Source organism: Bacillus sonorensis NBRC 101234 = KCTC 13918, assembly GCF_001592005.1.
In the GTDB taxonomy this organism is placed as follows: Bacteria; Bacillota; Bacilli; order Bacillales; family Bacillaceae; genus Bacillus; species Bacillus sonorensis.
This window is the reverse complement of the sequence record NZ_BCVZ01000025.1, coordinates 26231-50711: the sequence shown is the minus strand read 5'-3', so window position 1 is coordinate 50711 and position 24481 is coordinate 26231. Positions and strand designations below refer to the sequence as shown.

Here is a 24481-nt window from a genome sequence, read left to right as displayed (position 1 = left end):
GGCGCCAATCCAATCGCGGCGAATGCGGCGGGGCAAATTGTGAATCAAGGCGCCAATCCAATCGCGGCGAATGCGGCGGGGCAAATTGTGAATCAAGTCGTCGATCACATCAATCATCAGTTCAGAGAAGAAATCATGACGGGATTCGAAAAACAAGGGAAGACCCTCACTGTGAAACAGGCTGCCGCATTGTCATCACCCGTTGCAAAGACCGTTGAGCAAGTAAATGAAACCGGGGAGCACAGCGCAAATGGAAACGCGCCGGTCTCTTTGGTTCAGCCGCTTTGGATCGCCAGTATAGCCGGGGCGCTGATCGTTTATACCGCATTAAGAAAATGGCGGTTTTCAAACGGGAGAGCGGCACTATTGTCCCGGTTTCTTCAAGGTTTAACCGGTGCGGTGCTCGCGGTTGCCGCCGGCTACAGCCTTGTATGGATCGCCGCGGATTGGGTGGGGATCTCGATTCCTCAAATTCATGATACTGCACTGTTTATCGCGATCTGCTACTTCTCTTTCTATTTAATGATCACTGCTGTTACGTCATGGATAGGTTTTCCCGGAGCCGGATTGTTCGGTCTGCTTTTTTTCTTTGGAACTCCGCTGTTAACGATGGCTCCCGAAATGATGCCGGCCTTTTACCGCGGCTGGTTTTACTCTTGGCTTCCGATGCGGTTTGCGTCAGATGGGCTGCGTGATTTGCTGTTTTTTAACAAAGGTTTGTCCATGAATCAGCCGGTTTCGGTTTTGCTGTCGATCGGCGCCGTCAGCTTCCTGGTTTTATTGGCGTCTTCTTTAAAGAATCATGCCGTGTCTAAGGAAGCCGGAATAAAGATGTTATAAAAAGGAGGAGCATCATGAATAAATATGTGCTGAGCTTCACTGAAATTGACAAAGCCCATTTGCCTCTCGCCGGCGGAAAAGGAGCGAACCTCGGTGAAATGACAAAGGCGGGCTTGCCTGTTCCAACAGGGTTTTGTATATCAACCTTTGCCTATCGTACGTTTATAAAAGCGAGCAGGGAAATGGATGGCCTGTTTGATCAGCTTGACCAGCTCACGTATGATGAATTGGAGCGGATTCGTTTCCTTGGCAAACGCATTCGTGAGCATCTTGCTTCTATTGTGATGCCTGTTGATATGAAGTCGGAGATAGTCAGGGCTCTCGATAAAACGGGGAGGGATAAAGCCTATGCCGTCCGCTCCAGTGCGACGGCTGAGGACTTGCCGACGGCTTCATTTGCGGGCCAGCAGGATACCTATTTGAATGTCCGCGGCTCTGTACAGCTGCTTCATGCTGTCCGAGACTGCTGGGCTTCATTATTTACAGATAGGGCCATTTCCTACCGGGTGAAAAACGGTTTTGATCACCGCTCTGTTTTTCTTGCCGTCGTCGTTCAAGAGATGGTGTTTCCCGAAGTTTCCGGAATCATGTTCACGGCTGATCCGATTTCAGGGCACCGGAACACGATTTCTATCGATGCCAGCTTCGGTTTGGGAGAAGCCCTCGTATCCGGTTTGGTGACTGCCGATCTGTATCAGGTTCGCGGCGGGGAGATCGTCAAAAAACAAATTTCAAAGAAAGAAGCTGCTATATATGCCGTGCCGGGAGGAGGGACCGTCACAGAACCGCTTCCATATGAAAAGCAAACATTGCAGGCGCTTCCCGATGCGAAAATTTTGGAACTGGCCGCGCTGGGGAGGAAAATTGAAGCCCATTACGGCCGGGAGCAGGACATTGAGTGGGGGCTTTCAGACGGCAGGTTCTATATTCTTCAAAGCCGGCCGATAACGTCGTTATATCCTGTACCATCTTTTTCAGATGAAAAGCTGCATGTCATGATTAATTTTGGATATATCCAAATGATGACGGATCCAATGAAGCCTTTAGGCATATCAGTTCTAAGCCGCATCCCTGATTTTTTAGCAAATGACCCGGAAGCACGGCCTATTATCCGCGAAGCCGGAGGAAGGGCGTTTGTCGACATCACGGGAGCCCTTTCAAGCAAATTCGTGCGGAGCCGAATCCTTACTGTATTAAATGGCATGGATCAATTGATGGCATCGGCCGTTTCTGAAGCCATGAAACGCATAGAATTCCAATATGGATCTGCAAGGGAAAGATTCCGGATTGCTGCGAGATTGGCTCCAATCATTGTGCCGGCAGCTGGAAAGGTGTTCGCCAACTTGTTCTTCAAAGCTCCGGAAAAGGCGGAACAACAAGCAGCTGCCTTTATTGCAAATATCGTAGAAGAAACAAGGGGAAAACTGAGCGGAGCTTCAGGTGCGGAAACGATACGCCTGATCAAGAGAGAGATGGGAAATCTGCTGCCGGACGTTCTTTCTAAAGTTGCGGTTTATGTTTTGACAGGAGTCATTGCATCAGGAAAACTGGAAAAGAAACTTAAGAAAAAAACTGGAAATGAGCAAAGCGCTGTCTTATTAAGCAAATTGTACAAATCCTTGCCTCACAATGTCACAACCGAAATGGGGCTTGAGCTCGCCGATCTTTCCGATCAGGCAAGGAAGCATCCTGAGCTGATCCGGTACTTGCGGGAAGCAAAAAGCGAAGGCTTCCTCGAAGAATTGGCGAAAATTCCGGGAGGTGGCGACTTTGCCAACGAATTGGAATGTTTTCTGGAGAAATACGGCGTGCGGTGTGCGGGGGAAATTGACATCACAAATCCGAGATGGTGCGAGGATCCTGTCCAGCTTGCTCCTTCCATCATCAGCAATATTCAATCGGGAGCCGCCGGAGAACACAGGAGGAAGTTTAAACAAGGTGAAAAAGAGGCGGAAGAGGCCGGCTGCGAGATCATCTCCCAATTTCGTTTGTTTGAAAAAAGATGGGTATCCCGGCTTGTTCGTGTTTATCGCAGTCTGATGGGGATGAGGGAGCATCATAAATACACATTGGTGAAACTTCTCCACTTGTATAAACAAGCGATTCTAAAGGAAGCGCGCACTCTTGTCAAAGTAGGAATCCTCCAACGCGAAGAAGACGTGTTTTATTTGACGCTGGACGAAATGGCCGGATTGCTGGAAAACAGGGAGGCCGGATCGATTCAAAGCATTTTGAAAACAAGAAAACAGGAACATGCGTCAAACCAAAAGCTGAAATCGCCCCGGGTGTTGACGAGTGAAGGGGAGATCGTTGCAGGAAAGCTTCACAATGCGAAAAGCCCTGAAGGCGCTCTCATAGGGACGCCGGTTTCTGCCGGGGTGGTCGAAGGAACTGCCAGAATCATCATTAAACCGGAGGATGCAAAACTGAATCCGGGTGACATTTTGGTAGCGCCTTATACAGATCCCGGCTGGACGCCGCTCTTTACTTCAGCTGCCGGATTAATTACGGAGGTGGGGGGAATGATGACCCATGGATCAGTCGTAGCCAGAGAGTATGGCATTCCGGCTGTTGTCGGGATAGAAAAAGCGACGGAATTGATTAGGGAAGGCGTCCAGATCAGGGTGGACGGAACGAATGGATATGTACAGATCGTAAGCAAAGAGCCGTCGTCAAACTAAATCAGCAATAAAAAAAGCCAGCCTTATCGGCAAGGCTGGCGAAAGCGAGTGTTACCAGCTCGCTTTTTTTATACCGGGAATCTGTCCTTTATAGGCAAGCTCGCGGAAACAAATCCGGCAAAGTTTAAACTTGCGAATGACAGAATGCGGTCTGCCGCACCGTTCACAGCGTGTATATTCCCGGACTTTAAACTTTTGCTCACGCTTTTGTTTGACGATCATAGATGTTTTAGCCATTGTTTTTCCCTCCTTTAATCATGATGATGTATATAAACAAAAGATGTTAAGGATTCTTTAAAACATTCATTATAACATATCATATGGTGAAAGTACACCATTTCAAAATATATCATTCAAATATACTGTTTTTCTATCTTGATATTAAGCGTTCGCATCAGTTTCCATTTACGTAAACGATCCTCTCTTACATGATTGAAAATGAATCATTTTGATCATGCTGAAAGCGATGTTGAATTAAAGCTCCCGACAGAAGTAAATGCACTATTCATTTTATCAAAAAAGGCCCAATTGATTGATAAGACCTATCGATCTGTCCCGCGTTATATTTTTTCTTTCTTCCGCTGTGATGATTTCCGTCTGATCAGAAAACACCCGTTTTGCATCATTATTCCAAATTGGAAACTTTGTATACTTGACTCAAGGAAAGGGGGATAGAGCAAGAAACAAGCTATTCTGTTATTTGCTTATTGATCTAACGCTCCCGTTTAAAAGCGCATCTGTTTGATCGCTTCTTTCTGTCTGCCGATTTTTGCCCATGCTGAAGAAAAAGAGACTGACCATACTGTCTCATCAATACCGACAGCTAAAGAAGCGATCAATCTTCAACAGCTAAAGCCCAGCGCCGCTGCTGTTGAATCTTGACGTCCTTGGCATAGCAAATTCAATTCGAGATACAGTTGTGCAAAACGCAAATCGAAGCGGTTTTGTCAAAAACATGATGGAGTCTGCCTTTTACTCCGTTATAATGTTATGGTATTTCATTTAAGCCAACAATACGAGGATCACTTCAATGAAGTCAAATATCTTAACGGAGAGGTGTACGGCATCTGGGATAACTGGGCTTTCCGAGACCGGTTTGACAGAAAGGGGAAAACATGTTGGATTTTATCAGCCGTAAGCCGTCAAAAAAGGTGTGCAGCCTTTTTCAACTGCACACCTTTTTTATTTTTGGCTGAACGCAATTTTAAGACCGATCAGCGCAAACAAAGTTCCTTGTATCAAATTTATCTTTTTCGATAGTGACGGACGTTTTCGCAATACATCTCCGAGTTTCCCGGCAAATAGGCTGATGAGGGCAAAGATGATCAAAGCCTGAATCAAGAAGATCAGTCCGTATATCAGCATTTGTTTGGATACAGAACCGGCCCCATCATTTATAAATTGCGGTAAAAAAGCAAGGAAAAATAATGAAACCTTTGGATTTAACAGATTCATAATAATCCCTTTTTGATATAGCGATTGATAGCTTAATGATGTTTTATCTTCAAGGTGAACGCCGGTGCTTTTTTCCCGAAATGACTGATAGGCTAAATACAGCAAGTAAGCCGCACCCGCGTATTTCACCAGTGTGAAGGCAAGAGCGGATTTGTAAATAAGCGCTGAAATTCCGATTGCTGCGGCAGAAATATGTACAATTAGTCCTGTACAGAGCCCAAAGGCGGTTGAAATTCCCGCGTATTTCCCATTCGATATGCTTTGAGCCAAAACGAACAGATTGTCTGGACCAGGCATGATGGTGAGCAATATTGACGCTCCTAAAAAAGAAGCTGCTGATAGAAAGTCCATAATACCACTCCGTTTCAATACAACGCTTTTTAATGCCATTATAACATGCAGAACACAGCAGAAGATGTCAATTCCTGTATCAGTCTTAAGGAAATCAATCATCATCTGCATTTCTCCGTTTTTTATCGCGCCAATGCCGCATGGATCATCGTGAGAAATAGATATCCACCGTTGTGCTACACTATGGATTGATTCATGGAAATAGAGCGGAAAACGATAAAAAGCGATAGTGAGTTTGGTTTTTTATACTAGTACAGATTATCACTATTCCACATAGTTTAATAATGTAAAAGTATTAAAAGACAGAAAGGGAGAGTGCTCATGTACCATTGCAGACCAAATGTAGCTCGGCCTGTTGTCCATCCTACCAAGTACTGTGAGAATCATTCGTTTTCTAAAACAATCGTTCCTCATATTCACCCACAGCATGTGACGAATGTGAATCACCATAAATATGAACATGTTCATTACTATCCTACTTCTTATTCCAAATATGATCCAGTCACGCACCATCATTCCCATTGCGGGAAGCCGTGTGATCATAAAGGCTACTGGTAACGGCTCTTCGGAAGCATAAATATGCGGACGGAAAAAGCACCCTTCGGGGTGCTTTTTGGCGCGGGGGGTGTCCGGCAAGAGACCGAATGCGCCTTTCATAAACTTCCGGGAAAAGAAGGGAAAAAGAGGGCGCTGATGCACCCTCCTCAAAAGAGATGGCCATCCCCCGGCATAATATGAGGGATTTCAAAAGTGCGCCTCACGCTTTGCAGCAGACAGGGGAGGCCATTGTATTTGTTCTAGTAATGCTTCTTACAAGGATCAAAACACTTAAAATAATATTTGTCGTAATCATGTTTTTTGTCGTAGTCGTAGTCAAACTTTTTGTCATGATCATACTCATAATATTTCTTATGATCATCGTGTTTCTTACAATGATCAAAATACACTTTCTTGCACTTGAACCAGAAGTAATCCTCGTGCTTTTTATCATATTCGTAATAGCTCATATTCGTTTCCCTCCTTTCTCTCTTATCGCTTTTATTCTATGTCATTTCAACGAAAGAGTTTGTGCATTTGAAACAGATCATGAAAACAGGCGTTTTACCGGCATATGCTGCTTGTGATCGGCACATAGAGTGATGGTCATGCCCTTTTAGGCTCTCTGAAAAAACGATATACAAAGTGAATATTTCATATATAATTTAAGAGAATGATTGAACCTGAAGCTATTAAAGGTTCCCCAGGAAAGAGGGAGAGAACATGAACGACATGATGCCAAATGATTTGCGCGCCGATTGCAGCAATTGTTTTGGACTATGCTGTGTAGCTTTGCCGTATGCGAAATCTGCGGATTTTGCGTTTGACAAAGACGGGGGGACGCCCTGCCGCAACCTGCAATCCAATTTTCACTGTGCAATACATCAGGATCTTCGAGAAAAAGGGTTTCGAGGCTGTGCCGCCTATGAATGCTTTGGCGCCGGACAAAAGGTGTCTCAAGTTACGTTTGAAGGGCATGACTGGCGGCATGACACGTCATCAGCTAACGAAATGTTTGCAGTATTTCCCATTATGCAGCAGCTTCACGAAATGCTTTGGTATATAAAAGAAGCGCTTTCAATAGATGCCGCTCAATCCATTCATCGCGATCTGGTCGCCGTCTTTGAAGAGACAGAGAATCTGACCAGACAGAGTAAGGAATCAATTTTGAATTTGGACGTACATGAACATCGGGCAAAGGTAAATGACTTGCTTTTGCGTACAAGCGAGCTAGTGCGTGCCAAAGCTGTACATAAAAACCGGCCGAAAAAAATCGGCCGGGGCAGCAGTCTCATCGGCGCCAAGCTAAAAGGAGCAGACCTTAGGGGAGCAAACCTGAGAGGAGCGCTATTGATAGCTGCCGATCTGAGAAATTGTGATGTAAGAATGGCTGATTTTATCGGCGCGGACCTGCGGGATGCAGACCTTAGCGGCGCTAATCTTACCGGAAGCATTTTTCTGACGCAAGCGCAGGTCAATGCGGCGAAAGGCGACATTCATACAAAATTACCGCCGTCTTTGCGGATTCCCGATCATTGGAAAAAGGTTTTATCGTGATGTGAAGAAGAAAGCAGCCGGAATCTTGAGACAGAGGCATGCGGAAGTTTTTCGGGAGCTCTGAAGTATTGCGGGGAGGGAAGCGGCAGAAGAAAAAACCCCTCCCGGCAGGAGAGGTTTTAAAAAACGCTGCGGACCAATCCGCCATCCGCCCGTAATGCGGCGCCATTGATCGCTGAAGAAAGCGGGCTGCATAAAAACGTGACAAAATGGGCGATTTCTTCCGGCCGGATCAGCCTTTGGATAATGGAAGTCGGGCGGTTTTCCTTCATAAACCGCTTCTCCGCTTCCTCAACCGTCAGATTTTCGCCAGGGTAGAGAGAATGCAGCATCGCCTCAACCCCCTCCGTCAAGGTTGAGCCCGGCATAACGGTATTAACGGTGACATTTGTGCCGGTCGCAAGCTCTGCCAAGCTTCTGGAAATGGAAAGCTGCATGGTTTTCGTTGCACTGTAATGCGCCATTTCCTGAGACGGCATAACCGCAGCTTCACTTGCAATGAAGATGACCCGGCCTTCCTTTTTCTCTATCATGCTGTGCAAATACTTGCGTGAGAGCCTTACTCCGCTCATAATATTCACTTCGAAAAAGCGGAACCACTCTTCATCCGGAATATCAAAGTATTCAGCCGGTTCAAAAATTCCTAAATTATTGACCAAAATGTCAACATGGGGAAATGCTTCAAATAGTGCGTTGCATCCTTTTTCCGTGCCAAGATCAAAAGCGGCAGGATAAAGAACGGCCTCAGGGTATTGTTCTTTCAATTCGTCTATCGTTTGATTGACTTTTTCTTCCCGGCGTCCATTGATGATGACAGAGGCGCCTTCATCGGCCAGCGAAGCAGCGATCGCTTTGCCGATTCCTGATGTGGACCCTGTCACCAATGCTGTTTTGCCTTGCAAGTTCAGTTTCATGATACATCCCTCCGTCTTTGTTTCCTCTTATTTATGAACAACTTAAACACGTTCTATTATCATGATGCAACAGAAAGGTGCAATATGGAAGTACGCACTTTTCAGTTATATAGGCACTTTTTGGTGCCTATAAGAAAAGCCCTTCAAAAGGGCTGATTTGCGGCTGACTTCTTGAAAAGAAGTTTCCCGCATTGCGGCTCATTGCTATTCCCGCGTATTTAATTTTTTCACAATATCCTGATTGATTTCCTTCTCACTTATATGCTCTTTGCTTGAAATGATTTCTCTTCTATTTTCCCAATGAATGATATAATATTGACCCTTTTTCATTTTATCTCGGGAAGAAAGCCTCAGTTTCTTAGGTTTTCCTGTTTTATCATAACCGGTAACATCATAGTTATAAGTTATATCAGTGTACCCGTCGCTCGCCTTCTCTTTGACGACTTCCGGATCTGTTTTAATTTTCACATAATAATCTTCTGTGGAATAATAAGAAGAGAAGAAAAAATATCCGCCTGCGAACATGATCAAGATCGCCGCAATCATTCCTAGAAACCATTTCATGATTCATCACCTCGAACAAATCATACTTTAAACCGGCGGCTGGAACTATCGGTTTTCCTTACATTTTGATTACACGTGTGTAAGCTTTAATCAACACAGCTTCATTTTCAAAAAAGACCGGCACCATAAATGGAGTATGCGAACATATTTCCTTCAGAGATCACATCATGTTGTCAAAATAAGAGGAGATGGGCTTTAGGAGGAATGAGATGAAGTCTATTAAGTCAATCACTGTTCATTCTGACACCTATATTGTGGGGGAGCCGTGCCATTCTTTACATTTTAAAGGCGGCACGGTGATAAGGATTGAAGAAAAAAACAAGTTTTTTGGACGGATTAGCGGCTTTGTCGTTCATTTTGACACGAAAGCTGAACTTCATATTCATTCGAATGATGTGACGGTTCATTGGGATGATAAGGGAGAGCGCGTTTAGGACAGGGACCGGCCGTATACCGCTCGATGTCAATCATCAATATCTCCCTGCATAATAGAATCTTAATGATGAGGAGCATGTAGTAAAAGAGCCGCAGAAAACGGCTCTTTTTTAATTTCTTAAAACGGGTCACCTGCGTCTCCTTCATCCTAAAAATTCCTTACATCTTTTTTGACAAGATGAAAATGATAAGGATGTGATCAATTTTAAGGAGGATTTTTCGAATGACAAAAAATAATCAACAGAAAAACCAGCCGCAAAAGGAAAAGCAAAAACATTCCCAACTGCTTGGGGCAAACATTACAGATACTGAACTTGCTCAAGAACTTGGAAGCTTACAACAGCAGCTTGCCCAATTAGAACAAAATGTATCCCAATTAGGCGGAGCTCAACAACAAAGCGGCCAAGCTCAGCAGGGCTCTCAAATGAATCAAGGCATCAATCAATTAAAGCAGCAAATCCAGCAGTTCAGTTCTCAATCTCAACAGCAAATGCAGCAGACTGATCAACAAATTCAGCAAAATATCCAGCAAGCTGTTCAACAGCTTAATCAAGCCCTTCAAGGGATTCAAACCAATCAGGCAATGAACCAGATGAGCCAGGCTCTTCAAAACGCTCAACAATCATTTAATCAACAAGGTCAACAAGGCCAGCAAGGTCAACAAAGTCAACAAGGCCAGCAAAATCAACAGAACCAACAGACTTTACAATAACACTTCGTTATCCTAAAAAGCCCTTTTTAGAAAGAGAGGGCTTTTTTGAATGTATCATTCAGCCGTATTAAAAGGGGCCGTTCACAATCGGTTTTTTTATTTCTGTGAAAATAGAAAAAAACTGGATTGGATAAAATTCAAAAATTTATTCATTCTACAATTAGATATAGTATTTGTAAAAAGGAGGGAACACACATGACTGTCATCAATCAAGTCAAACAGGCTCTAGCCAGTCTGAAAAGCGCTCAGGCAAGTTTAGAAACATTTTCATTAAGCACTGATAACCAAGATGCCAAGCAGCTTTATCAACAAGCAGCTCAACAAACCCAATCCATCGTTGAATCACTTGAGCCGCGCGTTCAGCAAATCGAACAAGAAGAACCGCAATATAAACAACAGTAAGCATTAAAAGGGTTGGTTGCTTTTTTACCAACCTTTTTCCTGAAAGGAAGGTGATGCGGATGAAAGCTCTCTATCATTATTTGCTTATAACAGTTGTCTTGCTTTTTATAAATACCATCACCATTGGCTGTCAAAATGCAAATGAAAACGCCGCTCAAAATCAATCGGCAGCGGTCCGGAATGTAAATGCGAAAAATGAAAAAACAGATCAAACCCCGGCAAATAAAGCAAAAAAACGATTATTAAAGCTGGAAGAGGTGACGGAAGCCAGAGGAGCCAACAGCAAAAACGATTTGGTTCTTGCTGTACAAATCGAACATTTTGACCGTTTTCAGCTGAAGGAGATCGAGAAAAAATCGAAAGAAATGCTAAAAAAAGAATTTTCCGGTTACACCATTGAAGTTTCGACAGATCAAAAGATCTTTTGGGAGCTTGATAAATTAGAAAAGCAGCTTGAAACGAAAAAAGTCAGTGAAAAAAAACTAAACGATAAGCTTCGTCAAATAAAAAAATTGATGAAGGAAAAGCCTTAAAGAGGTGGTCAAATGGCTGATCAAAAAAAGAAAAAGTTAACGCCTGTCATGCAGGAATATCAACAATTTGCAAAAGAACGCGAAGTGAAACGGCCTGTTCTAAAAAATTGCTTGAATGCTTTTATAACAGGAGGAATCATCTGTTTAATCGGACAAGCGATCCAAATGTTTTATATGTATTACTTTAATTTCACAACTCTGACTGCCGGCAATCCAACGGTGGCGACGATGATTTTTATATCCATGCTGCTGACCGGGTTCGGGGTTTACGATCGGATCGCACAATTTGGGGGGGCCGGTTCGGCCGTACCTGTGACTGGATTTGGAAATGCCGTCATTTCAGCAGCGATTGAACACCGCACTGAAGGATTTGTGTTAGGGGTTGGCGGCAATATGTTTAAATTGGCCGGGTCTGTCATTTTGTTTGGCGTTTTTTCCGCATTTGTGTTGGCGACGATTAAAACAATCCTCACCACCTGGGGGGGACTGTAATGCTTTCCGGTCACCGTACTTGGATGTTTGACCGCAAACCGGTTATTGCAGCGACTGGAACAGTCGCAGGGCCATTTGAAGGAAATGGGAACATCCCGGAAGACTTCGATCTTTTGCACAAAGATATCTGGCTGAATCAAGATTCTTTTGAAAAAGCCCAGCAGGTTCTTTTGGAAGATGCGTGCGAAACAGCGATAAAAAAAGCGGGTATCCAAAAGGATCAGGTGCAGTTTTTTCTCGGCGGAGATTTAGTGAATCAAATCACACCTACCAGTTTTGCGACAAAAACACTGGGCGCCTCTTATATCGGGCTGTTTGGAGCGTGTTCGACATCAATGGAAGGCCTGGCCTTAGGCGCTTTTCTCATTAATCATCATGGGGCTGATTGTTTGTTGACAGGGGCGGCCAGCCATAATGCGGCGGTTGAAAAACAATTCCGCTATCCCACTGAATACGGCTCGCAAAAGCCGCCCACCTCACAATGGACTGTCACCGCTGCCGGTGTTGCACTGCTAAAGAATAAAGGAGATGGTCCTGTGGTGACATCCGCCACAATCGGCAGAATTATCGATATGGGACTGACAGATCCTTTTAATATGGGCGGCGCGATGGCGCCTGCTGCTGTAGATACGATTGAAACCCATTTAAAAGAGCGGGGGGTTGATCCTTCCTATTATGATGTCATCGCAACAGGCGACCTGGGCCACATCGGCCGGGAAATTGCGCTCGATTTATTCAAGAAACACGGGACGCCGATTCATGAAAAGCAATTTCAGGACTGCGGCTTAATGATATACAGGGAAGGGCAGCCCGTTCTTGCCGGAGGAAGCGGGGCGGGATGTTCAGCAGCCGTTGCATACGGGCATTTATTGAATCGGATGAAAAAGGGTGAAATCAAGCGCCTTCTTGTGGTTGCGACCGGAGCGTTGCTATCGCCATTGTCATATCAGCAAAAGGAAACGATTCCGTGTATTGCCCATGCTGTTTCAATTGAGCGCGGAGGTGAAGGATAAGTGATATTTTTCTGGGCATTTGTTGTCGGAGGACTGATATGTGTCATCGGACAAATTATGTTCGATGTGTTTAAGCTGACACCGGCTCATACGCTGTCAATTCTCGTCGTTCTCGGAGCATTGCTTGATGCGTTTGGACTTTATGAGCCGTTTATTGATTTTGCAGGGGCCGGAGCGACCGTGCCGATTGTCAGCTTTGGCAACCAGTTATTCCATGGAGCGATGGAAGAAGCGGATCAATATGGTCTCATCGGAGTCATCACCGGCATGTTTAGGGTAACGAGTTCCGGCATTTCAGCTGCGATCATCTTTGGAATGATTGGAGCACTTCTTTTCAAACCAAAAGGGTAAGGGGGTTTTACATATGACAATTGGAGCTCAGGTGAAACAATGCTTGGCCAGTCTTAAGAGCATCGAAGCCGGTTTATCAGCATTGGCGCTAAAATCACGGGATGAAGAAGCAAAACGTCTTTTTCATGAAACCATGATGGTGAGCGAAGAAGTGATGTCAGATTTGAAAAAGCGCGTCGGTGAGCTTGAAAGAGAGGAGTATCAATATAAGGGATTTTAATTTCGAATTTATTTCTGGCAGGAGGGGTCAATATGCCTGATTGGTTAGACGTTGTCGTCCGTTCTATCATTTTTGTGATCGTTTTGTTTGTCATGACGAAGATGCTGGGAAAAAGACAGCTGGCGGAACTTTCCGTTTTCGAATATATTGCCGGAATTACGATAGGGGGCATTACATCCGAGGTCGTCATGGGGCTGGAAAGAAGCATCATAAACGCTGTTATCGCTATTGTTATTTTCTCATTGGTTCCTTTCCTTGTGGAATGGATCTCATTAAAAAATAAAACAATCCGGGATTTTCTTGAAGGAACAGGAACGGTTTTTATTAAAGACGGAAAAATCATGGAAGATAATTTAAAAAAAGAAAAATACTCGTCAGACGAGCTGCTGGAACTTTTACGCAAAAAAAATGTATTTCGCATTTCCGATGTTCAATTTGCCATTCTTGAACAAAGCGGTGATTTAAATGTCCTGCTAAAAAAAGAGCACAGACCGGTGACAATCAAGGATCTGCAGATGCCTTATCAATCAGAGAAAGAGCCGCAAACCGTCATCATGGACGGAGAAATTTTAGACGAGCCGCTGGCTGAAGCCGGATTAAATCGGCGCTGGCTGAACGAAGAGCTTGAAAAATTAGGCGTTGCACAAGAAAACGTATTTCTCGGGCAAGTCGATTCAGACGGACAATTGACTGTGGATCTGTATGATGACCAAATAAAAGTTCCGGCTCCCCAGGAAAAGCCTCTATTGCTGGCGACGATCAAAAAATGCCAGGCCGATCTGGAATTGTTTGCACTGGCGACTGACTCAAAATCGGCAAAAGCCATGTATGCCAAAAATGCAAAAAAATTAAAGGATATGATTCAAAAGCTTGAACCCGCGTTACATGACTGACGATCATCGAATGATCATACCTTTGTGATGTAAACCGCAATTCGCTTTTGTGTTTAGGCATCACCGATTCCCCGTTTGGCATGTTCATGTTCCGGCAGGCTAAGTTCATTGCTCTGTTTCATAATGGGGAAAAGCGTCAAACCGATTCAGTCAAAGCAGAAATCGCGATCTCCTCTTTCATTCCTTCAATTTCATTGGGATATATCTTCTTAAGCTAGCTTATAGTGATTTTTGGAAATACATCCTGAAACAGACCAGCATAAACAATTCCCAGTTGAGAACATTAATTAGCGAAGTTAATTTTAAATGGTAAGGAAGTGAGAAAAATTGAATTTTCAGTGGATGACAACGTTGTTTAAAAATAGAGATCTTCTATTAGGCAGGAGAAGAAACAGGGGGACCATGTGGGTGTCGTTATTAGGGCTGGGAATTAGTCTGGCCGCCCTCCTGCTTAGAAGAAACGGAAACCAAAATAACGTGTTGCAAAATGCTATGAAAAATTTTACAAAACAAAACAATTTACAGCAAACTGCGCTGACCAATGAGTTTTCAAATGAATTAAAACCTGATCAACAAGCATTTAACAACAAGAACAACTAACATACAAGAGGATAGCATCTGAACATGAAGAGCCGCCGTAAAAAGCGGCTCTCTTCTGGATCGCCTTATATAGGCTTGCCGAATGACAAAAGGCATTGTTGAAACTATAATGGTTACAACAGTGGTGATGGAATGCAGATCAGCACACGCTTTTCAATTGCTGTACATACTCTTGATCTTATTTCTTTATGCCCTGAACAGTGTACAGGGGATATCATTGCAAACAGCGTCAATACAAACCCTGTAGTCATCCGGAGAATGATAGGAATGCCGAAGAAAGAAAGCTGGTCAAGGTTCGTCCAGGAGTTGGCGGCGCTTCTTTGCTGAAAGATATCGATGTTTATCGGGCTGTAAATGCCACAGAGGAAAACCAGTTGTTTCGGATTTATGGGAACCCCAATTTTGCTTGCACTGCCGGGCGGAAGCAGGTTACGAAGAAGCCATCTTGAAAACAGGTATCCCATACCCATTCTTACGCAACAACTGGTATTTAGAGAATGAGATATCAACCATTCAAGCTGTGCTGTCAGGTGCTCCATGGGTGACATCAGCCGGAAGAGGCAGGGTGGGCTGGGCATCCCAGCAAGATTATGCCGAGGCGGCAGCAGCAGTACTTTCTGGTGACGGACATGACAATACGATCTACGAACTTTCCGGTCAGCCACTGACCCAGAAAGAACTGGCATCTGCCCTTGGCGCTGTATTAGGCAAAGACGTGCCGGTGCAGCAGGTTAATGACGACGTATACGCCAAGATCATGAAAGGCGCCGGAGTACCGAATTTTCTCATTCCAATGCTTGTCAACATCCAGAAAGGCATCCGGGAGGGAGCGTTGGAAATCGAAAGCCATGATTTCGAGAAACTTCTCGGCCGTCAGGCTGCTCCATCAACGAAGCGCTCACTGAACTCGTAAACGGAATCTCACAATCAAAATAAAGGAACCAATTAAAACCGGCCTTTTGTTTATCAAGCAGGGCCGGTTTTTTCGATCCAGGATGACTTTGTTCATCGTCAGGATGTGGTCTTTGGCATTTTATACTTTCTCATTTCAAACACTATTTTTTAGAAATTTTTCTTGTTTTTTGAAAGGTCGTCATGAGGGCGTTATCGGTTCAATCCCAGATGTAGAATTGAAAGTCTGGCGCGCAGAATTAAAAAACCGACAAAAAAGAGTTTTTTGATTCCAAAAAGATGATGACAGAACCCCGGCTGTCTTCGAACATCAACATACATGAAAGCTACTGTCAATCATAAGAATCTTTTCCATGGAAAGACTATAACAAGCATCCATTCACGCTTTTTATAGTCTAATTATATTGGGAAGGGAATACAAACATGATCCAAACGACGCCTTTCTCATGTTTATTCAAGTCTGCTATACTTTTATCATAAATCTGCTGCGTTCCATCGGGCCAGCTGGAAAACACGTAAGGAAGCTTATAAAAATCGAGAGGTAAAACATGAAAAGAATAAGAAAAGCAATTTTTTTAGGCGTTATAGCTGCAAGCATGCTTCCGACCACTTCAGCATTCGCGGCTGAGGTGCAATCGTTTGGATGGAAAACACTTGCAGACTATCAGGCGACCATTTCAAAACAGGGAAGCATGACTGGGGATTACAAATCAGATGGAGGCAATTACAGGATTTGTGTGTTTCATATTAGAATGGGAAATACAATGACGGTAAGCCTTTACGAAAGTGATCCCGAAATGCCTTTGGAGCGTGTGGGAAATAGAAAATTGATTGCTGCACCAAGCGGCTGTGCTACATGGACAAGCTTAAACAGTTGGATTGACGGCTCAAATAAAAAAGCGGAATTTAATGCGAAAATTGATTCCGAAACAGGACCTGACGCTGTGCAAGTCAAAGTTCAGGATTAAGCACAGCAGGCGGGTAAAAAAATCACTATTCTCATTCCTCTAGAGAGAATAGTGATTTTATCTGTCTTTTTGGCAATCTCGGCTACTTGATTTCGATCGCTGAAGCCTTGTTGTCCCAATCTGAAGCCATATTGGCTGTTTTGCCATACCAGTCGGAATGTCTAAACAAGACTCCCTTGCCATATCCTTGAGTAGAAGTATGCTCCCACAGCGTCGTCGAATAGCTTGAAGAAGGTGACGCCGTACTTAAGGAGGAAATTCTGTCATTCCAGCTGGAAGGCAGGTTTTTAAATCCGTCTCTCCAATATATATACTGTCCGCCTTTATTTTTATACTCATAGAAATCAGTGCAGCAAGGACCGCTCGCCATCGTCTTGAATTTGTTTTGAAGTCTCTGTTTATCTTTTTCAATAAATGCTTCTAACGCTACCTTGCTTGTAAATCCATACGCCAACATATCACCTTTTTGATTCTGTTTAGGCAGAACCATGGTTACTTTTATGTTGGAATTGTTATTTACGCGGGCTTGGGAATCCACATCTTTCCCATCCACAGCTACATAATCGAACGACTTAATCATAAAATCATCCGACTTGGCACCGCTTACATTTACGGACGCTGCGCTTGCTGGCAACGCAGACATAAAACAGGCTGCCGCAATGAGACTCGTCCCTATTGTTTTTCTGAACTTTGTTTTGAACATATTTGTCAACACTCCTTCTCTTTATTTTCCTATTTTGTGAATAGGATGGAAAGATAATAGCACTAATAGAAAGAAAATGATGTCCTTTTTTGCGGAAAAACTTTAAATTTAAATCAACAAATGTTTTCAAAAAGATGATCACAAGTGTGACAGGTAATAACGAATGTATATATAAAGTGTTTTGGTCCTTTTTCGAAAGAGAAAAAATATGAAGGGAGGATCTGTGATGATCATTTGGATAAACGGAGCCTTCGGTTCCGGAAAAACACAAACGGCGTTTGAACTGCAGAGAAGATTGAAAAAGTCTTACGTGTATGATCCGGAAAAAATGGGATTTGCGCTGCGCTCCATGATTCCGCGGGAAATCGCAGAAGATGATTTTCAGCATTACCCCTTATGGCGCGAGTTCAATTACAGCATGCTCTCCTACTTAGCCGATACATATAACGGCGTCATCATTGTGCCCATGACGATTGTGGACCCCGGCTATTTTGACGAAATCATCGGCAGGCTCAGACAAGACGGCCGAACGGTTAATCACTTTACACTTATAGCTTCAAAAGACACTTTACACAAACGTCTTCGCTCCAGAGCTGAAGGGAAAAATTCCTGGGCCGCAAAGCAAATAGACCGATGCATCAAAGGCCTGTCAGATCAAACTTTCGAAGAGCATCTCCATACGGATCATATTTCTATCCAAAACGTCGCAGAAACGATTGCCGAAAAAGCGGGCCTGGTCATTGAACCTGATACAAGAGGGAGCATGAAAAGATTTATCGACAGATTGATTGTCAAACTGAATCATATACGTTGATTAAAAAGCGATACAGGCTGACTTTGGCCTGAGATTTACAAAAGTCCCGATGAAGCACATCAACCAATCAAACAAAAAAAGAGGGACAGTGTCTGGCAAATCGGCACTGTCTTTTTTTTTTTGTAATGAACAAACGTTTCAACAAGACAGCCGGCGGCTGAGAGAGCTTGAGAAACAACTACAGTGGATGCCGATCGGGCAGGTGGGGCGGTGCTTTTTTCTGAAACGTGTTCTGCCGTGAAGCTCTTGAAGTATCAGAACATGCATTGGGGATAGAAGGGGGGAGCCTGAACCGGCTGCGCCCCGGACCAATCATGGATGACATGCTGTATAAAAAACTTCTCCTGTGAAGAGGTCCGGTAAAATACCAATTTTCGAACACAACACACGAGATCTTAAGGCAACTGATTTAGCGTTTTTTCTTGTACATCATAAAGTGCCAATTTGTAGTTGATTTGTTCAAGGTATTTATATAGTTCCCTCATTTTCTGTTCGATTTTTGCTTTATGGTCAATCATCATTTGTTTGCGTTTTGGAAGGGAGCTGTCCCCCTCTTTATACCAATTGACGTATTGCTTAATTTCGGAAAGGGGCATGCCGGTTGAGCGCAGTGCCACAACAAAATGAAGCCATTCTATGTTTTCCTCGTCATATGCTCTTTTTCCACTTTCATCACGCTTGACAGAAGGCAATACTCCTTCTTTTTCATAAAAACGCAGCGTGTAGTTGGATATCCCCGTCATTTCGGAAACCTCTTTAATTGTATAAGTGGCCATAGTTTTTCTCCTTTCGCTTAGAGTTACTATAATGGATTTTAAGGAATTTGAATTCTTTCGTCAATTTGCTGTTTTATGATAATCAGTGAAAAACCGCTTAATATCAACGTTTTAAAACAAAATTCAAGTTTATAAAAAGAACGTTTGACTTATAGTTTACTCTAATTTATATGATGAGAGTAACTTCCTTCGAAGGGGGCGGTGAAGCTGGTATAGCAGGTGGTTTTTATCAAGCTAAACGATGCAATCGTATACAAAATCATGAGGAGGATCTAATTTATGAGTAACGTTGCAATTATTACAGGAGCAAGTAGTGGAATGGGGGCGGCAACGGCTGAGCTGCTTGCCAAAAATGGGATGAAAGTAATGATGGCAGCACGCCGAGAAGACCGATTAAAGAAACTTCAAGAAAAAATCAGACAAGGTGGCGGGGAGGCAAGCTATAAAGTAACAGATGTTACTTCCCGTACAGATATGGAGACACTTGCGGAAGAAACCATTGAAACATATGGGAAAATTGATGTCCTAATCAATAATGCGGGCTTGATGCCGCTTTCTTTCTTCAATAAATTAAAAGTGGATGAATGGGATCGGATGATTGATGTCAATATCAAGGGAGTATTATATGGTATGGCCGCGGTATACAAACATATGGAAGAGCGCAATGAAGGCCACATTATTAATATGGCTTCCATAGCCGGCCACGTTATTTTTCCAACAAGCTCTATTTACAGTGCAACCAAACATGCAGTACGCATTTTAACAGAAGGTATGCGCCAAGAGCTTCGGGCAGACCAAAATATTCGTGTTACACTGATCTCTCCAGGAGCGATTGAAACAGAACTTTACCAAACGATCACTGATGAGGACATTCCTGGTGTCATTGAGAAATTGGGCGGAGACGAATGGAAGCAGTTGGAGCCAATGGCTATTGCTGAAACCATTTTATTTACCATTCAACAGCCACAACATGTAGCGATTAATGAGTTAATTGTCAGACCAACAACTCAAAAAAGTTTATAAAAACGATAACAGAATCATTTGAATCAAAAAAAGCTTCTTTTCCACATAGGTGGGAAGAAGCTTTCATATTTGGTGCAACAGGTCGCATCTCTAATACAAGAAGCGGCAGCGTCAACTGATACATCAGGCGTTGAAGCGATTCAGCATACAGTTCATACATTGGCCGCTGGGACAAAAGAAATGCCAGCGAATACAGAAGCTGGCTGTAAAATCATCACAGCAACAGCTCGTTTCAATGGAGGAAATCTCCTGTCCCTGCCATCTCGATTCCACTTGGAAGCTGGATTTAATTTGTGATCTGGTTAGTTAACCCATTGATTTGAGGACAGTCATTTTTACTGTGGCTGTTAATCAAAAACGGAACTAACTTACTCTTTCAAGTTAGTCCCGTTAGAATGACTAGTCCAAATTTTGATCGATAGTCCCTTCAAAATAGTCATCACTGACCTGTTCATGAGTTTCGGCCAATCCTTTTTCCAATTGCGTGGCTCCTTGATAATCCGAGGGGTCGAAATATTTTCCGGCAACATCTGTAGTGTCATTTATGTTTTCTTTGTTATGAGTTTGTGTTTCAGTGTTTACATTCTCTGTCTTAGCGCTGCTATCTAAAGATTGCTGAACATCATATTCCTTGTCTAATGAAGAAAATCTTTTGTAATCATCCGGTCTGTCTGCTCCATTTTTTTGAGTCACGTCACTCACTCCATATTATTGAAATTTTATTTTGTCAGATGGGATTAAGGCAAAAACTTATTTTAGTTCTTTTAGGAATAGAACCATGTTTTTTAGGGTCATCTGCTTTGAAAGCTGTATCAGTCTCATGGTCATTTCTTATTTGTTCAATACTTGAATTTTACATGAATCAAATGGTTTCACTCCTTTACGGCATGTGTTGAAATATCACCTTTTCTTATTCTGTCTGTTGAGATGGTATTCATTCGCTTTTTTTCGTTGACTCTTTCCCATTAGTCGAGAGAGTAGCTTTAAGCTAGCGTATGCACCCTACTGTAGAGATAGAGGGGGCAAAACCAACAAATCGTTCAGCAGCCTTTAAACAGGCAAATTTAAAGGCTGGCTTAAATAAGGACTCTGATCCGCCAGAAGGACATGCATGGCATCATCATGAAGATGGAAAAACAATGGTGCTGGTTGATAAAATAGTTCATTGAGAATTTACTCGCATTGGTGGGGTTAATACTTTTAATAAAGAGGAGGAAGTGTAATATGGCGCAAATCATTAATTCACACGATCAACTTTCATTGGAACAAATCGAACAATTTGAATCAGAAAATAATGTTAAGCTGTCAGAGCTTTATAGAGAATTTTTATTAAAATGGAATGGCGGTAAAGCAAGGCCAAATACATTTAAAATTTCAGATGAACAAGGTTCCAGTGTCTTAAATGTTTTTTATGGAATTGGGGATATGTATGATAATGTAGAGGATTTTTTGGACATAATGGAAGACCGTTTGCCTGAAGGATTTATTCCTATTGCAGAAGATCCCGCAGGAAATGTTATTTGCATAGGAACCCAAGAACCTTATTATGAAAAGATTTACTTTTGGGATCATGAAGAAGAGTCAGAGAATCCTGATGGCATGAGCAATATGTATTTTCTAGCTGATAACATCAATGAATTTTTGGACAACCTTTATGAAGATGATGAAGAATAAAATGTAATTCTAGAACCTTGATTGGCATTGCCTTTCAAGGTTTTTTATGTTCAACATCCAAGACAAACCCAACAAAAAGGGGGGATAAAATGGGGGGCTTTTTCTATTTCATTTTGTCATACGATAAACCTGAGTTCAAGGTGGAAAGCCTGCGGACGTTGATCTATTGCACATAGTTATATGTTGTTCAGCTGATTGGCGGCCGCTTTTCTATAGGGACATGGGGGAATCGCCTTGACTCAAACTTAATAGCTGTTCTGAAAAAACCACATGGACAAAACTGTTTTCATCACAAAAAGCAGGCTTAAGAGTAGGGAAGGCCAGAATCATTCTGTGCTAAAATAGACTTCTAGCCAAAGTTCAATTGCGAAATGGCATATTGGCATGAAAAATTACACCGTTTAAAAATAAATTTATTTTAGGAGTGAACAACATGGAAGTTTTTGCAGAATATTTGGCGGGTATTGATAATCCGCAACATCGGGCCAGAACGGAAGAAGTTTTGGGTTGGGTAACTAAAAAATTTCCGAATTTAATGCCGAAAATTGCGTGGAATCAGCCTATGTTTACCGATCACGGCACATTTATTATTGGCTTTAGCGTAGCCAAACATCATATGGCTGTTGCCCCTGAAATGGCAGGGATTCATCAATTTTCAGATCAAATTGTGCAGGCCGGCTATGATCACACCAAGCAGTTGGTACGTATCCAGTGGGATAGTCCGGTTGATTACTCATTACTTGAGAAAATAATCGAGTTTAATATTTTGGATAAGGCAGACTGTTCTACTTTTTGGCGGAAATAAAAAAATAGGATAGGCGAGAGAGCTCCGTATGATGTCTGTCAGCGGTAACGGAACGCAAGGAGGAAAAACAACTAAAAAACGTTGGTTTATAAATCGATACAGCTTTTTTGACCACATATTTAAGTGTGACCACCCATTATTCAAAACACATTGAAGAGACGTGAGAAAAAGTAGGCGTAACTTTTATTTTAAAAAATAGGCTCTATTTTATGAAGCTAACGTGACTCAATATTTGAAAAAGGCAAATGATTCATAACACTTTGTTTTAAATACTTATATTGTTTCTCGTTGGTATCTGAATATGCTTCGTCTCTATTTGAGGGAATATCCATATACAGGATGTCTTCTTTAAATTGAGAAAGCGTTAAATCATATCTTTTACCATTGATAAAATTATAAAAATGCCACCCATCAGGCAGTTTTGTTTTCTTTATTTCTCCACCCAATATATCATGTACTACTTAAGTGGCTACGCCACATTGTCCCTTTGCAGGATTATCCTTACTCCATTTTGAGCTTGAGTCTAAAGACCAGGATTTAGACAATGCTTTAATTATTTGTTCGATTTGCACTGGGTAATGATTGTCCATAAAAAATCCTCCTTTTACATAGATTAACTTATTTCAATTTTAATTAAGTAAATCTGCATTGTTAGATGAACAAGGACTGCATATTGAGTTTAAACTATTATAAATATCGGTTATTTCAAATACAAATGAAGTTAATAAAAATTCCTTTGAGGTTTGTGTCTCCTTTTGAATTCACTGAGGCGAACCGGCCTCCGTTCTATCTTTGGCTGTGGCCTTGAGAAAGCCGTGAAAGCATTTCAAATGGCGAAAGGGCTGTCTGCGGATGGTATCGCCGGAAAAGCAACGTTGTTTTTAGTACCATTAAGGAACTGTTTTTATTGAAGTAACGACATAACTATATTTAAATTGAAACTTTACATCTTTTTCAGCGTAAGTATAGTAATTTGAAATGAAACATTTTATAGGGAGTGTTAAATTGAAGATTGCACTATGGGTTATCGTAGGTATAGTAATTTCTCTTGGTTTAGTAATAGGAATCGGCATTTTGATGTTTCGGAGGGAAATAAAAAAGTTAAATCATGAATATATTGTTCAGTTTGTCAAAGCAAAATCAGGAAGTAGAAATGTCTCATTATCCATAAAGCACAATGATGAAACTTGGGTAGATGTTAACGGACACGAACAGCTTCCTCTAGCAAGTACTGTCAAAATCATCTTGGCAATTGAATATGCACAACAAGCAGCAGAAGGGAAAATTGACCCGCAAAAAGAAGTAAAGTTAAAGGAATTAGATAAATTCTATATTCCGAAAACAGATGGTGATGCGCATGAGGCTTGGATTACTCAATTGAAAAAAGACAAAGAGACAGATAGTGTTCCATTATGCGAGGTAGCATACGGGATGATTGCTTACAGTTCTAATGCAAATACTGAATACTTAATGGAGGTGCTTGGCCTTCAAAACATCAACCATGTTCCAAAGAGCTTAGGTATGTTAAATCATGAGCCTATATATCCTATTGTAAGCGCACTGTACATACCTGCCCAACTGATGAATGAAAAGAACCTGTCAAAAAAAGAAGTATTAAAAGTAATAAAAAACATGGACATGTCTGAATACCGCAATAGAGCGATTGACATTCATAATAGATGGCTGAGCCAACCACTAACTGATCAAGAAAAAAACCAATTAAGAAAAACTTTGGTCATGGATTTTCAAAAAATTTGGTCCGACCGTTTGCCCCGATCAACTACTGAAGACTATGTATCAATTATGAAAAAACTAAACAGCAAAATACATTTTAATGAAAATGTATATAAATATCTTAATCCAGTAATGGAACAAATAATGGAAAACCAAAACAATCGTGAATGGCTTATTCATGCGGGACAAAAGGGAGGATCTACTCCGTTTATTCTTACAATTGCAATGTATGCGACAGATAAACAACGAAACCAGACAGAAATTGCATTTTTTGCAAATGATTTAACTGTATTAGAGCAAGCAAAACTTTCTCGAAATATGAACGGTTTTCAGCTCAAATTTTTAAAAGATGCAAAATTCCGCACACATATCAAAAAAGAATTGTCTAATCTAGATTTATAGGATAGTTAAAGGTCAATTTTTTATACGGAAATTGGCTTTTTAATTGAAATTTGCTTACCGTCCAAATTTCCGAAATGTTGTCTGTACCCCTTGAATGGTATCAACCATATTGGCAATATA

General features: G+C 42.1%; 32 protein-coding genes and 4 pseudogenes. 26 read left to right on the top strand and 10 right to left on the bottom strand.

All coding sequences use genetic code 11. The annotated features are described in order from the left end of the window. Window positions 1-840, top strand: an 840-nt coding sequence (locus BTR1S_RS22900) for an ABC-2 transporter permease (protein ID WP_061781684.1), incomplete at its 5' end; no start/stop codon positions are given. Between the two features lie 14 nt (window positions 841-854). Further along, the gene (locus BTR1S_RS19465; protein ID WP_006636226.1) at window positions 855-3521 is read left to right on the top strand and encodes a phosphoenolpyruvate synthase; all 2667 of its coding nucleotides are present in this window, start codon (window positions 855-857) and stop codon (window positions 3519-3521) included. Window positions 3522-3572: 51 nt separating this feature from the next. Here the strand turns inward: BTR1S_RS19465 and BTR1S_RS19460 are convergent, their stop codons facing one another. After that, window positions 3573-3758, bottom strand: a complete 186-nt coding sequence (locus BTR1S_RS19460) for a type Z 30S ribosomal protein S14 (RefSeq protein WP_006636225.1) — start codon at window positions 3756-3758, stop codon at window positions 3573-3575. Between the two features lie 576 nt (window positions 3759-4334). Here BTR1S_RS19460 and BTR1S_RS23665 point away from each other — a divergent pair. After that, window positions 4335-4659: pseudogene (locus BTR1S_RS23665) on the top strand (hypothetical protein). Between the two features lie 44 nt (window positions 4660-4703). Here BTR1S_RS23665 and BTR1S_RS19455 read toward each other — a convergent pair. Beyond that, complete coding sequence (locus BTR1S_RS19455) at window positions 4704-5327, bottom strand: LysE family translocator (protein WP_006636224.1); 624 nt, start codon at window positions 5325-5327, stop codon at window positions 4704-4706. Between the two features lie 321 nt (window positions 5328-5648). Between BTR1S_RS19455 and BTR1S_RS22220 the strand changes: the two genes are divergently transcribed. Then, entirely contained in the window at window positions 5649-5885 is a 237-nt protein-coding gene (locus BTR1S_RS22220) for a CotD family spore coat protein (protein ID WP_081605339.1), read from the top strand. Window positions 5886-6124: 239 nt separating this feature from the next. On the opposite strand, the gene BTR1S_RS22215 is transcribed toward BTR1S_RS22220, so the two are convergent. Next, entirely contained in the window at window positions 6125-6334 is a 210-nt protein-coding gene (locus BTR1S_RS22215; protein WP_006636222.1) for a hypothetical protein, read from the bottom strand. Window positions 6335-6587: 253 nt separating this feature from the next. Here BTR1S_RS22215 and BTR1S_RS19440 point away from each other — a divergent pair, with 253 nt between their 5' ends. Beyond that, window positions 6588-7421, top strand: coding sequence for a pentapeptide repeat-containing protein (locus BTR1S_RS19440; RefSeq protein ID WP_006636221.1), 834 nt, complete (start codon window positions 6588-6590; stop codon window positions 7419-7421). 119 nt (window positions 7422-7540) lie between these two features. On the opposite strand, the gene BTR1S_RS19435 is transcribed toward BTR1S_RS19440, so the two are convergent. Next, window positions 7541-8335: an SDR family NAD(P)-dependent oxidoreductase gene (locus BTR1S_RS19435; protein WP_006636220.1), complete on the bottom strand. Its 795-nt coding sequence runs from the start codon at window positions 8333-8335 to the stop codon at window positions 7541-7543. 204 nt (window positions 8336-8539) lie between these two features. Continuing rightward, entirely contained in the window at window positions 8540-8899 is a 360-nt protein-coding gene (locus tag BTR1S_RS19430) for a YxeA family protein (protein ID WP_029418403.1), read from the bottom strand. Window positions 8900-9108: 209 nt separating this feature from the next. On the opposite strand from BTR1S_RS19430, the gene BTR1S_RS19425 reads away from it, so the two are divergent. The 13 genes and pseudogenes from BTR1S_RS19425 to BTR1S_RS19365 all read left to right on the top strand — a co-directional run bounded on the left by BTR1S_RS19425 (window position 9109) and on the right by BTR1S_RS19365 (window position 16430). Then, window positions 9109-9333, top strand: coding sequence for a hypothetical protein (locus tag BTR1S_RS19425; protein WP_006636218.1), 225 nt, complete (start codon window positions 9109-9111; stop codon window positions 9331-9333). A 224-nt stretch (window positions 9334-9557) separates the two neighbouring features. Beyond that, a complete protein-coding gene (locus tag BTR1S_RS19420) occupies window positions 9558-10046 on the top strand; it encodes a hypothetical protein (RefSeq protein WP_029418404.1) in 489 nt (162 codons plus the stop codon). Between the two features lie 195 nt (window positions 10047-10241). Further along, window positions 10242-10448, top strand: a complete 207-nt coding sequence (locus tag BTR1S_RS19415; RefSeq protein WP_006636216.1) for a DUF1657 domain-containing protein — start codon at window positions 10242-10244, stop codon at window positions 10446-10448. Between the two features lie 59 nt (window positions 10449-10507). Beyond that, complete coding sequence (locus BTR1S_RS19410) at window positions 10508-10981, top strand: YhcN/YlaJ family sporulation lipoprotein (protein ID WP_029418405.1); 474 nt, start codon at window positions 10508-10510, stop codon at window positions 10979-10981. Window positions 10982-10993: 12 nt separating this feature from the next. After that, window positions 10994-11473, top strand: coding sequence for a stage V sporulation protein AC (gene spoVAC / locus BTR1S_RS19405; protein ID WP_029418406.1), 480 nt, complete (start codon window positions 10994-10996; stop codon window positions 11471-11473). After that, a complete protein-coding gene (gene spoVAD / locus BTR1S_RS19400) occupies window positions 11473-12486 on the top strand; it encodes a stage V sporulation protein AD (protein WP_006636212.1) in 1014 nt (337 codons plus the stop codon). The genes spoVAC and spoVAD overlap by 1 nt, the downstream gene beginning before the upstream one ends. Continuing rightward, window positions 12487-12837 carry a stage V sporulation protein AE gene (spoVAE, locus tag BTR1S_RS19395; RefSeq protein WP_006636211.1) on the top strand — a complete coding sequence of 117 codons (351 nt, stop codon included), beginning with the start codon at window positions 12487-12489 and terminating at the stop codon, window positions 12835-12837. 13 nt (window positions 12838-12850) lie between these two features. Continuing rightward, a complete protein-coding gene (locus tag BTR1S_RS19390; RefSeq protein ID WP_006636210.1) occupies window positions 12851-13057 on the top strand; it encodes a DUF1657 domain-containing protein in 207 nt (68 codons plus the stop codon). 32 nt (window positions 13058-13089) lie between these two features. Next, a complete protein-coding gene (locus tag BTR1S_RS19385; protein ID WP_029418407.1) occupies window positions 13090-13950 on the top strand; it encodes a DUF421 domain-containing protein in 861 nt (286 codons plus the stop codon). A gap of 408 nt (window positions 13951-14358) precedes the next feature. Then, window positions 14359-14550, top strand: a complete 192-nt coding sequence (locus BTR1S_RS19380) for a hypothetical protein (RefSeq protein WP_155910082.1) — start codon at window positions 14359-14361, stop codon at window positions 14548-14550. Window positions 14551-14682: 132 nt separating this feature from the next. Then, window positions 14683-14877 carry a helix-turn-helix domain-containing protein gene (locus tag BTR1S_RS22210; RefSeq protein WP_006636207.1) on the top strand — a complete coding sequence of 65 codons (195 nt, stop codon included), beginning with the start codon at window positions 14683-14685 and terminating at the stop codon, window positions 14875-14877. 106 nt (window positions 14878-14983) lie between these two features. After that, window positions 14984-15486, top strand: a pseudogene (locus BTR1S_RS19370) (Rossmann-fold NAD(P)-binding domain-containing protein); the annotation flags it as partial. 524 nt (window positions 15487-16010) lie between these two features. Continuing rightward, complete coding sequence (locus BTR1S_RS19365; RefSeq protein WP_006636205.1) at window positions 16011-16430, top strand: YndA family protein; 420 nt, start codon at window positions 16011-16013, stop codon at window positions 16428-16430. Between the two features lie 82 nt (window positions 16431-16512). Here the strand turns inward: BTR1S_RS19365 and BTR1S_RS19360 are convergent, their stop codons facing one another. Then, a complete protein-coding gene (locus BTR1S_RS19360; protein WP_029418409.1) occupies window positions 16513-17133 on the bottom strand; it encodes a hypothetical protein in 621 nt (206 codons plus the stop codon). Between the two features lie 226 nt (window positions 17134-17359). Between BTR1S_RS19360 and tmrB the strand changes: the two genes are divergently transcribed. Further along, window positions 17360-17947 (top strand): tunicamycin resistance ATP-binding TmrB, encoded by a 588-nt coding sequence (tmrB, locus tag BTR1S_RS19355; protein WP_006636203.1) that lies wholly within the window; start codon window positions 17360-17362, stop codon window positions 17945-17947. Window positions 17948-18342: 395 nt separating this feature from the next. On the opposite strand, the gene BTR1S_RS19345 is transcribed toward tmrB, so the two are convergent. Continuing rightward, entirely contained in the window at window positions 18343-18723 is a 381-nt protein-coding gene (locus BTR1S_RS19345; RefSeq protein WP_029418410.1) for a MerR family transcriptional regulator, read from the bottom strand. Between the two features lie 279 nt (window positions 18724-19002). Here BTR1S_RS19345 and BTR1S_RS19340 point away from each other — a divergent pair, with 279 nt between their 5' ends. Together BTR1S_RS19340 and BTR1S_RS19335 are read left to right on the top strand one after the other, a co-directional pair. Continuing rightward, a complete protein-coding gene (locus BTR1S_RS19340) occupies window positions 19003-19746 on the top strand; it encodes an SDR family oxidoreductase (protein WP_029418411.1) in 744 nt (247 codons plus the stop codon). Between the two features lie 69 nt (window positions 19747-19815). Continuing rightward, window positions 19816-19996: pseudogene (locus BTR1S_RS19335) on the top strand (methyl-accepting chemotaxis protein); the annotation flags it as partial. Between the two features lie 149 nt (window positions 19997-20145). On the opposite strand, the gene BTR1S_RS19330 reads toward BTR1S_RS19335, so the two are convergent. After that, complete coding sequence (locus BTR1S_RS19330; RefSeq protein WP_029418412.1) at window positions 20146-20439, bottom strand: YozQ family protein; 294 nt, start codon at window positions 20437-20439, stop codon at window positions 20146-20148. 34 nt (window positions 20440-20473) lie between these two features. Further along, entirely contained in the window at window positions 20474-20590 is a 117-nt protein-coding gene (locus tag BTR1S_RS22205) for a biofilm-forming protein (protein WP_100244876.1), read from the bottom strand. A 151-nt stretch (window positions 20591-20741) separates the two neighbouring features. Here BTR1S_RS22205 and BTR1S_RS22200 point away from each other — a divergent pair, with 151 nt between their 5' ends. The 3 genes from BTR1S_RS22200 to BTR1S_RS19320 all read left to right on the top strand — a co-directional run bounded on the left by BTR1S_RS22200 (window position 20742) and on the right by BTR1S_RS19320 (window position 22225). Next, window positions 20742-20915, top strand: coding sequence for an HNH endonuclease (locus BTR1S_RS22200; protein WP_006636197.1), 174 nt, complete (start codon window positions 20742-20744; stop codon window positions 20913-20915). Between the two features lie 55 nt (window positions 20916-20970). Further along, window positions 20971-21420, top strand: coding sequence for an SMI1/KNR4 family protein (locus BTR1S_RS19325; protein ID WP_006636196.1), 450 nt, complete (start codon window positions 20971-20973; stop codon window positions 21418-21420). A 433-nt stretch (window positions 21421-21853) separates the two neighbouring features. Then, window positions 21854-22225 carry an iron chaperone gene (locus tag BTR1S_RS19320; protein WP_006636195.1) on the top strand — a complete coding sequence of 124 codons (372 nt, stop codon included), beginning with the start codon at window positions 21854-21856 and terminating at the stop codon, window positions 22223-22225. A 215-nt stretch (window positions 22226-22440) separates the two neighbouring features. Here BTR1S_RS19320 and BTR1S_RS19315 read toward each other — a convergent pair. Then, window positions 22441-22815: pseudogene (locus BTR1S_RS19315) on the bottom strand (YunG family protein). A gap of 153 nt (window positions 22816-22968) precedes the next feature. Here BTR1S_RS19315 and BTR1S_RS23660 point away from each other — a divergent pair. Beyond that, on the top strand, window positions 22969-23136 hold the full coding sequence (locus tag BTR1S_RS23660; RefSeq protein WP_118310546.1) for a peptidoglycan-binding domain-containing protein: 168 nt from the start codon (window positions 22969-22971) through the stop codon (window positions 23134-23136). Between the two features lie 94 nt (window positions 23137-23230). Next, entirely contained in the window at window positions 23231-24361 is a 1131-nt protein-coding gene (locus BTR1S_RS19310; RefSeq protein WP_006636193.1) for a serine hydrolase, read from the top strand. Window positions 24362-24481 lie beyond the last annotated feature (120 nt).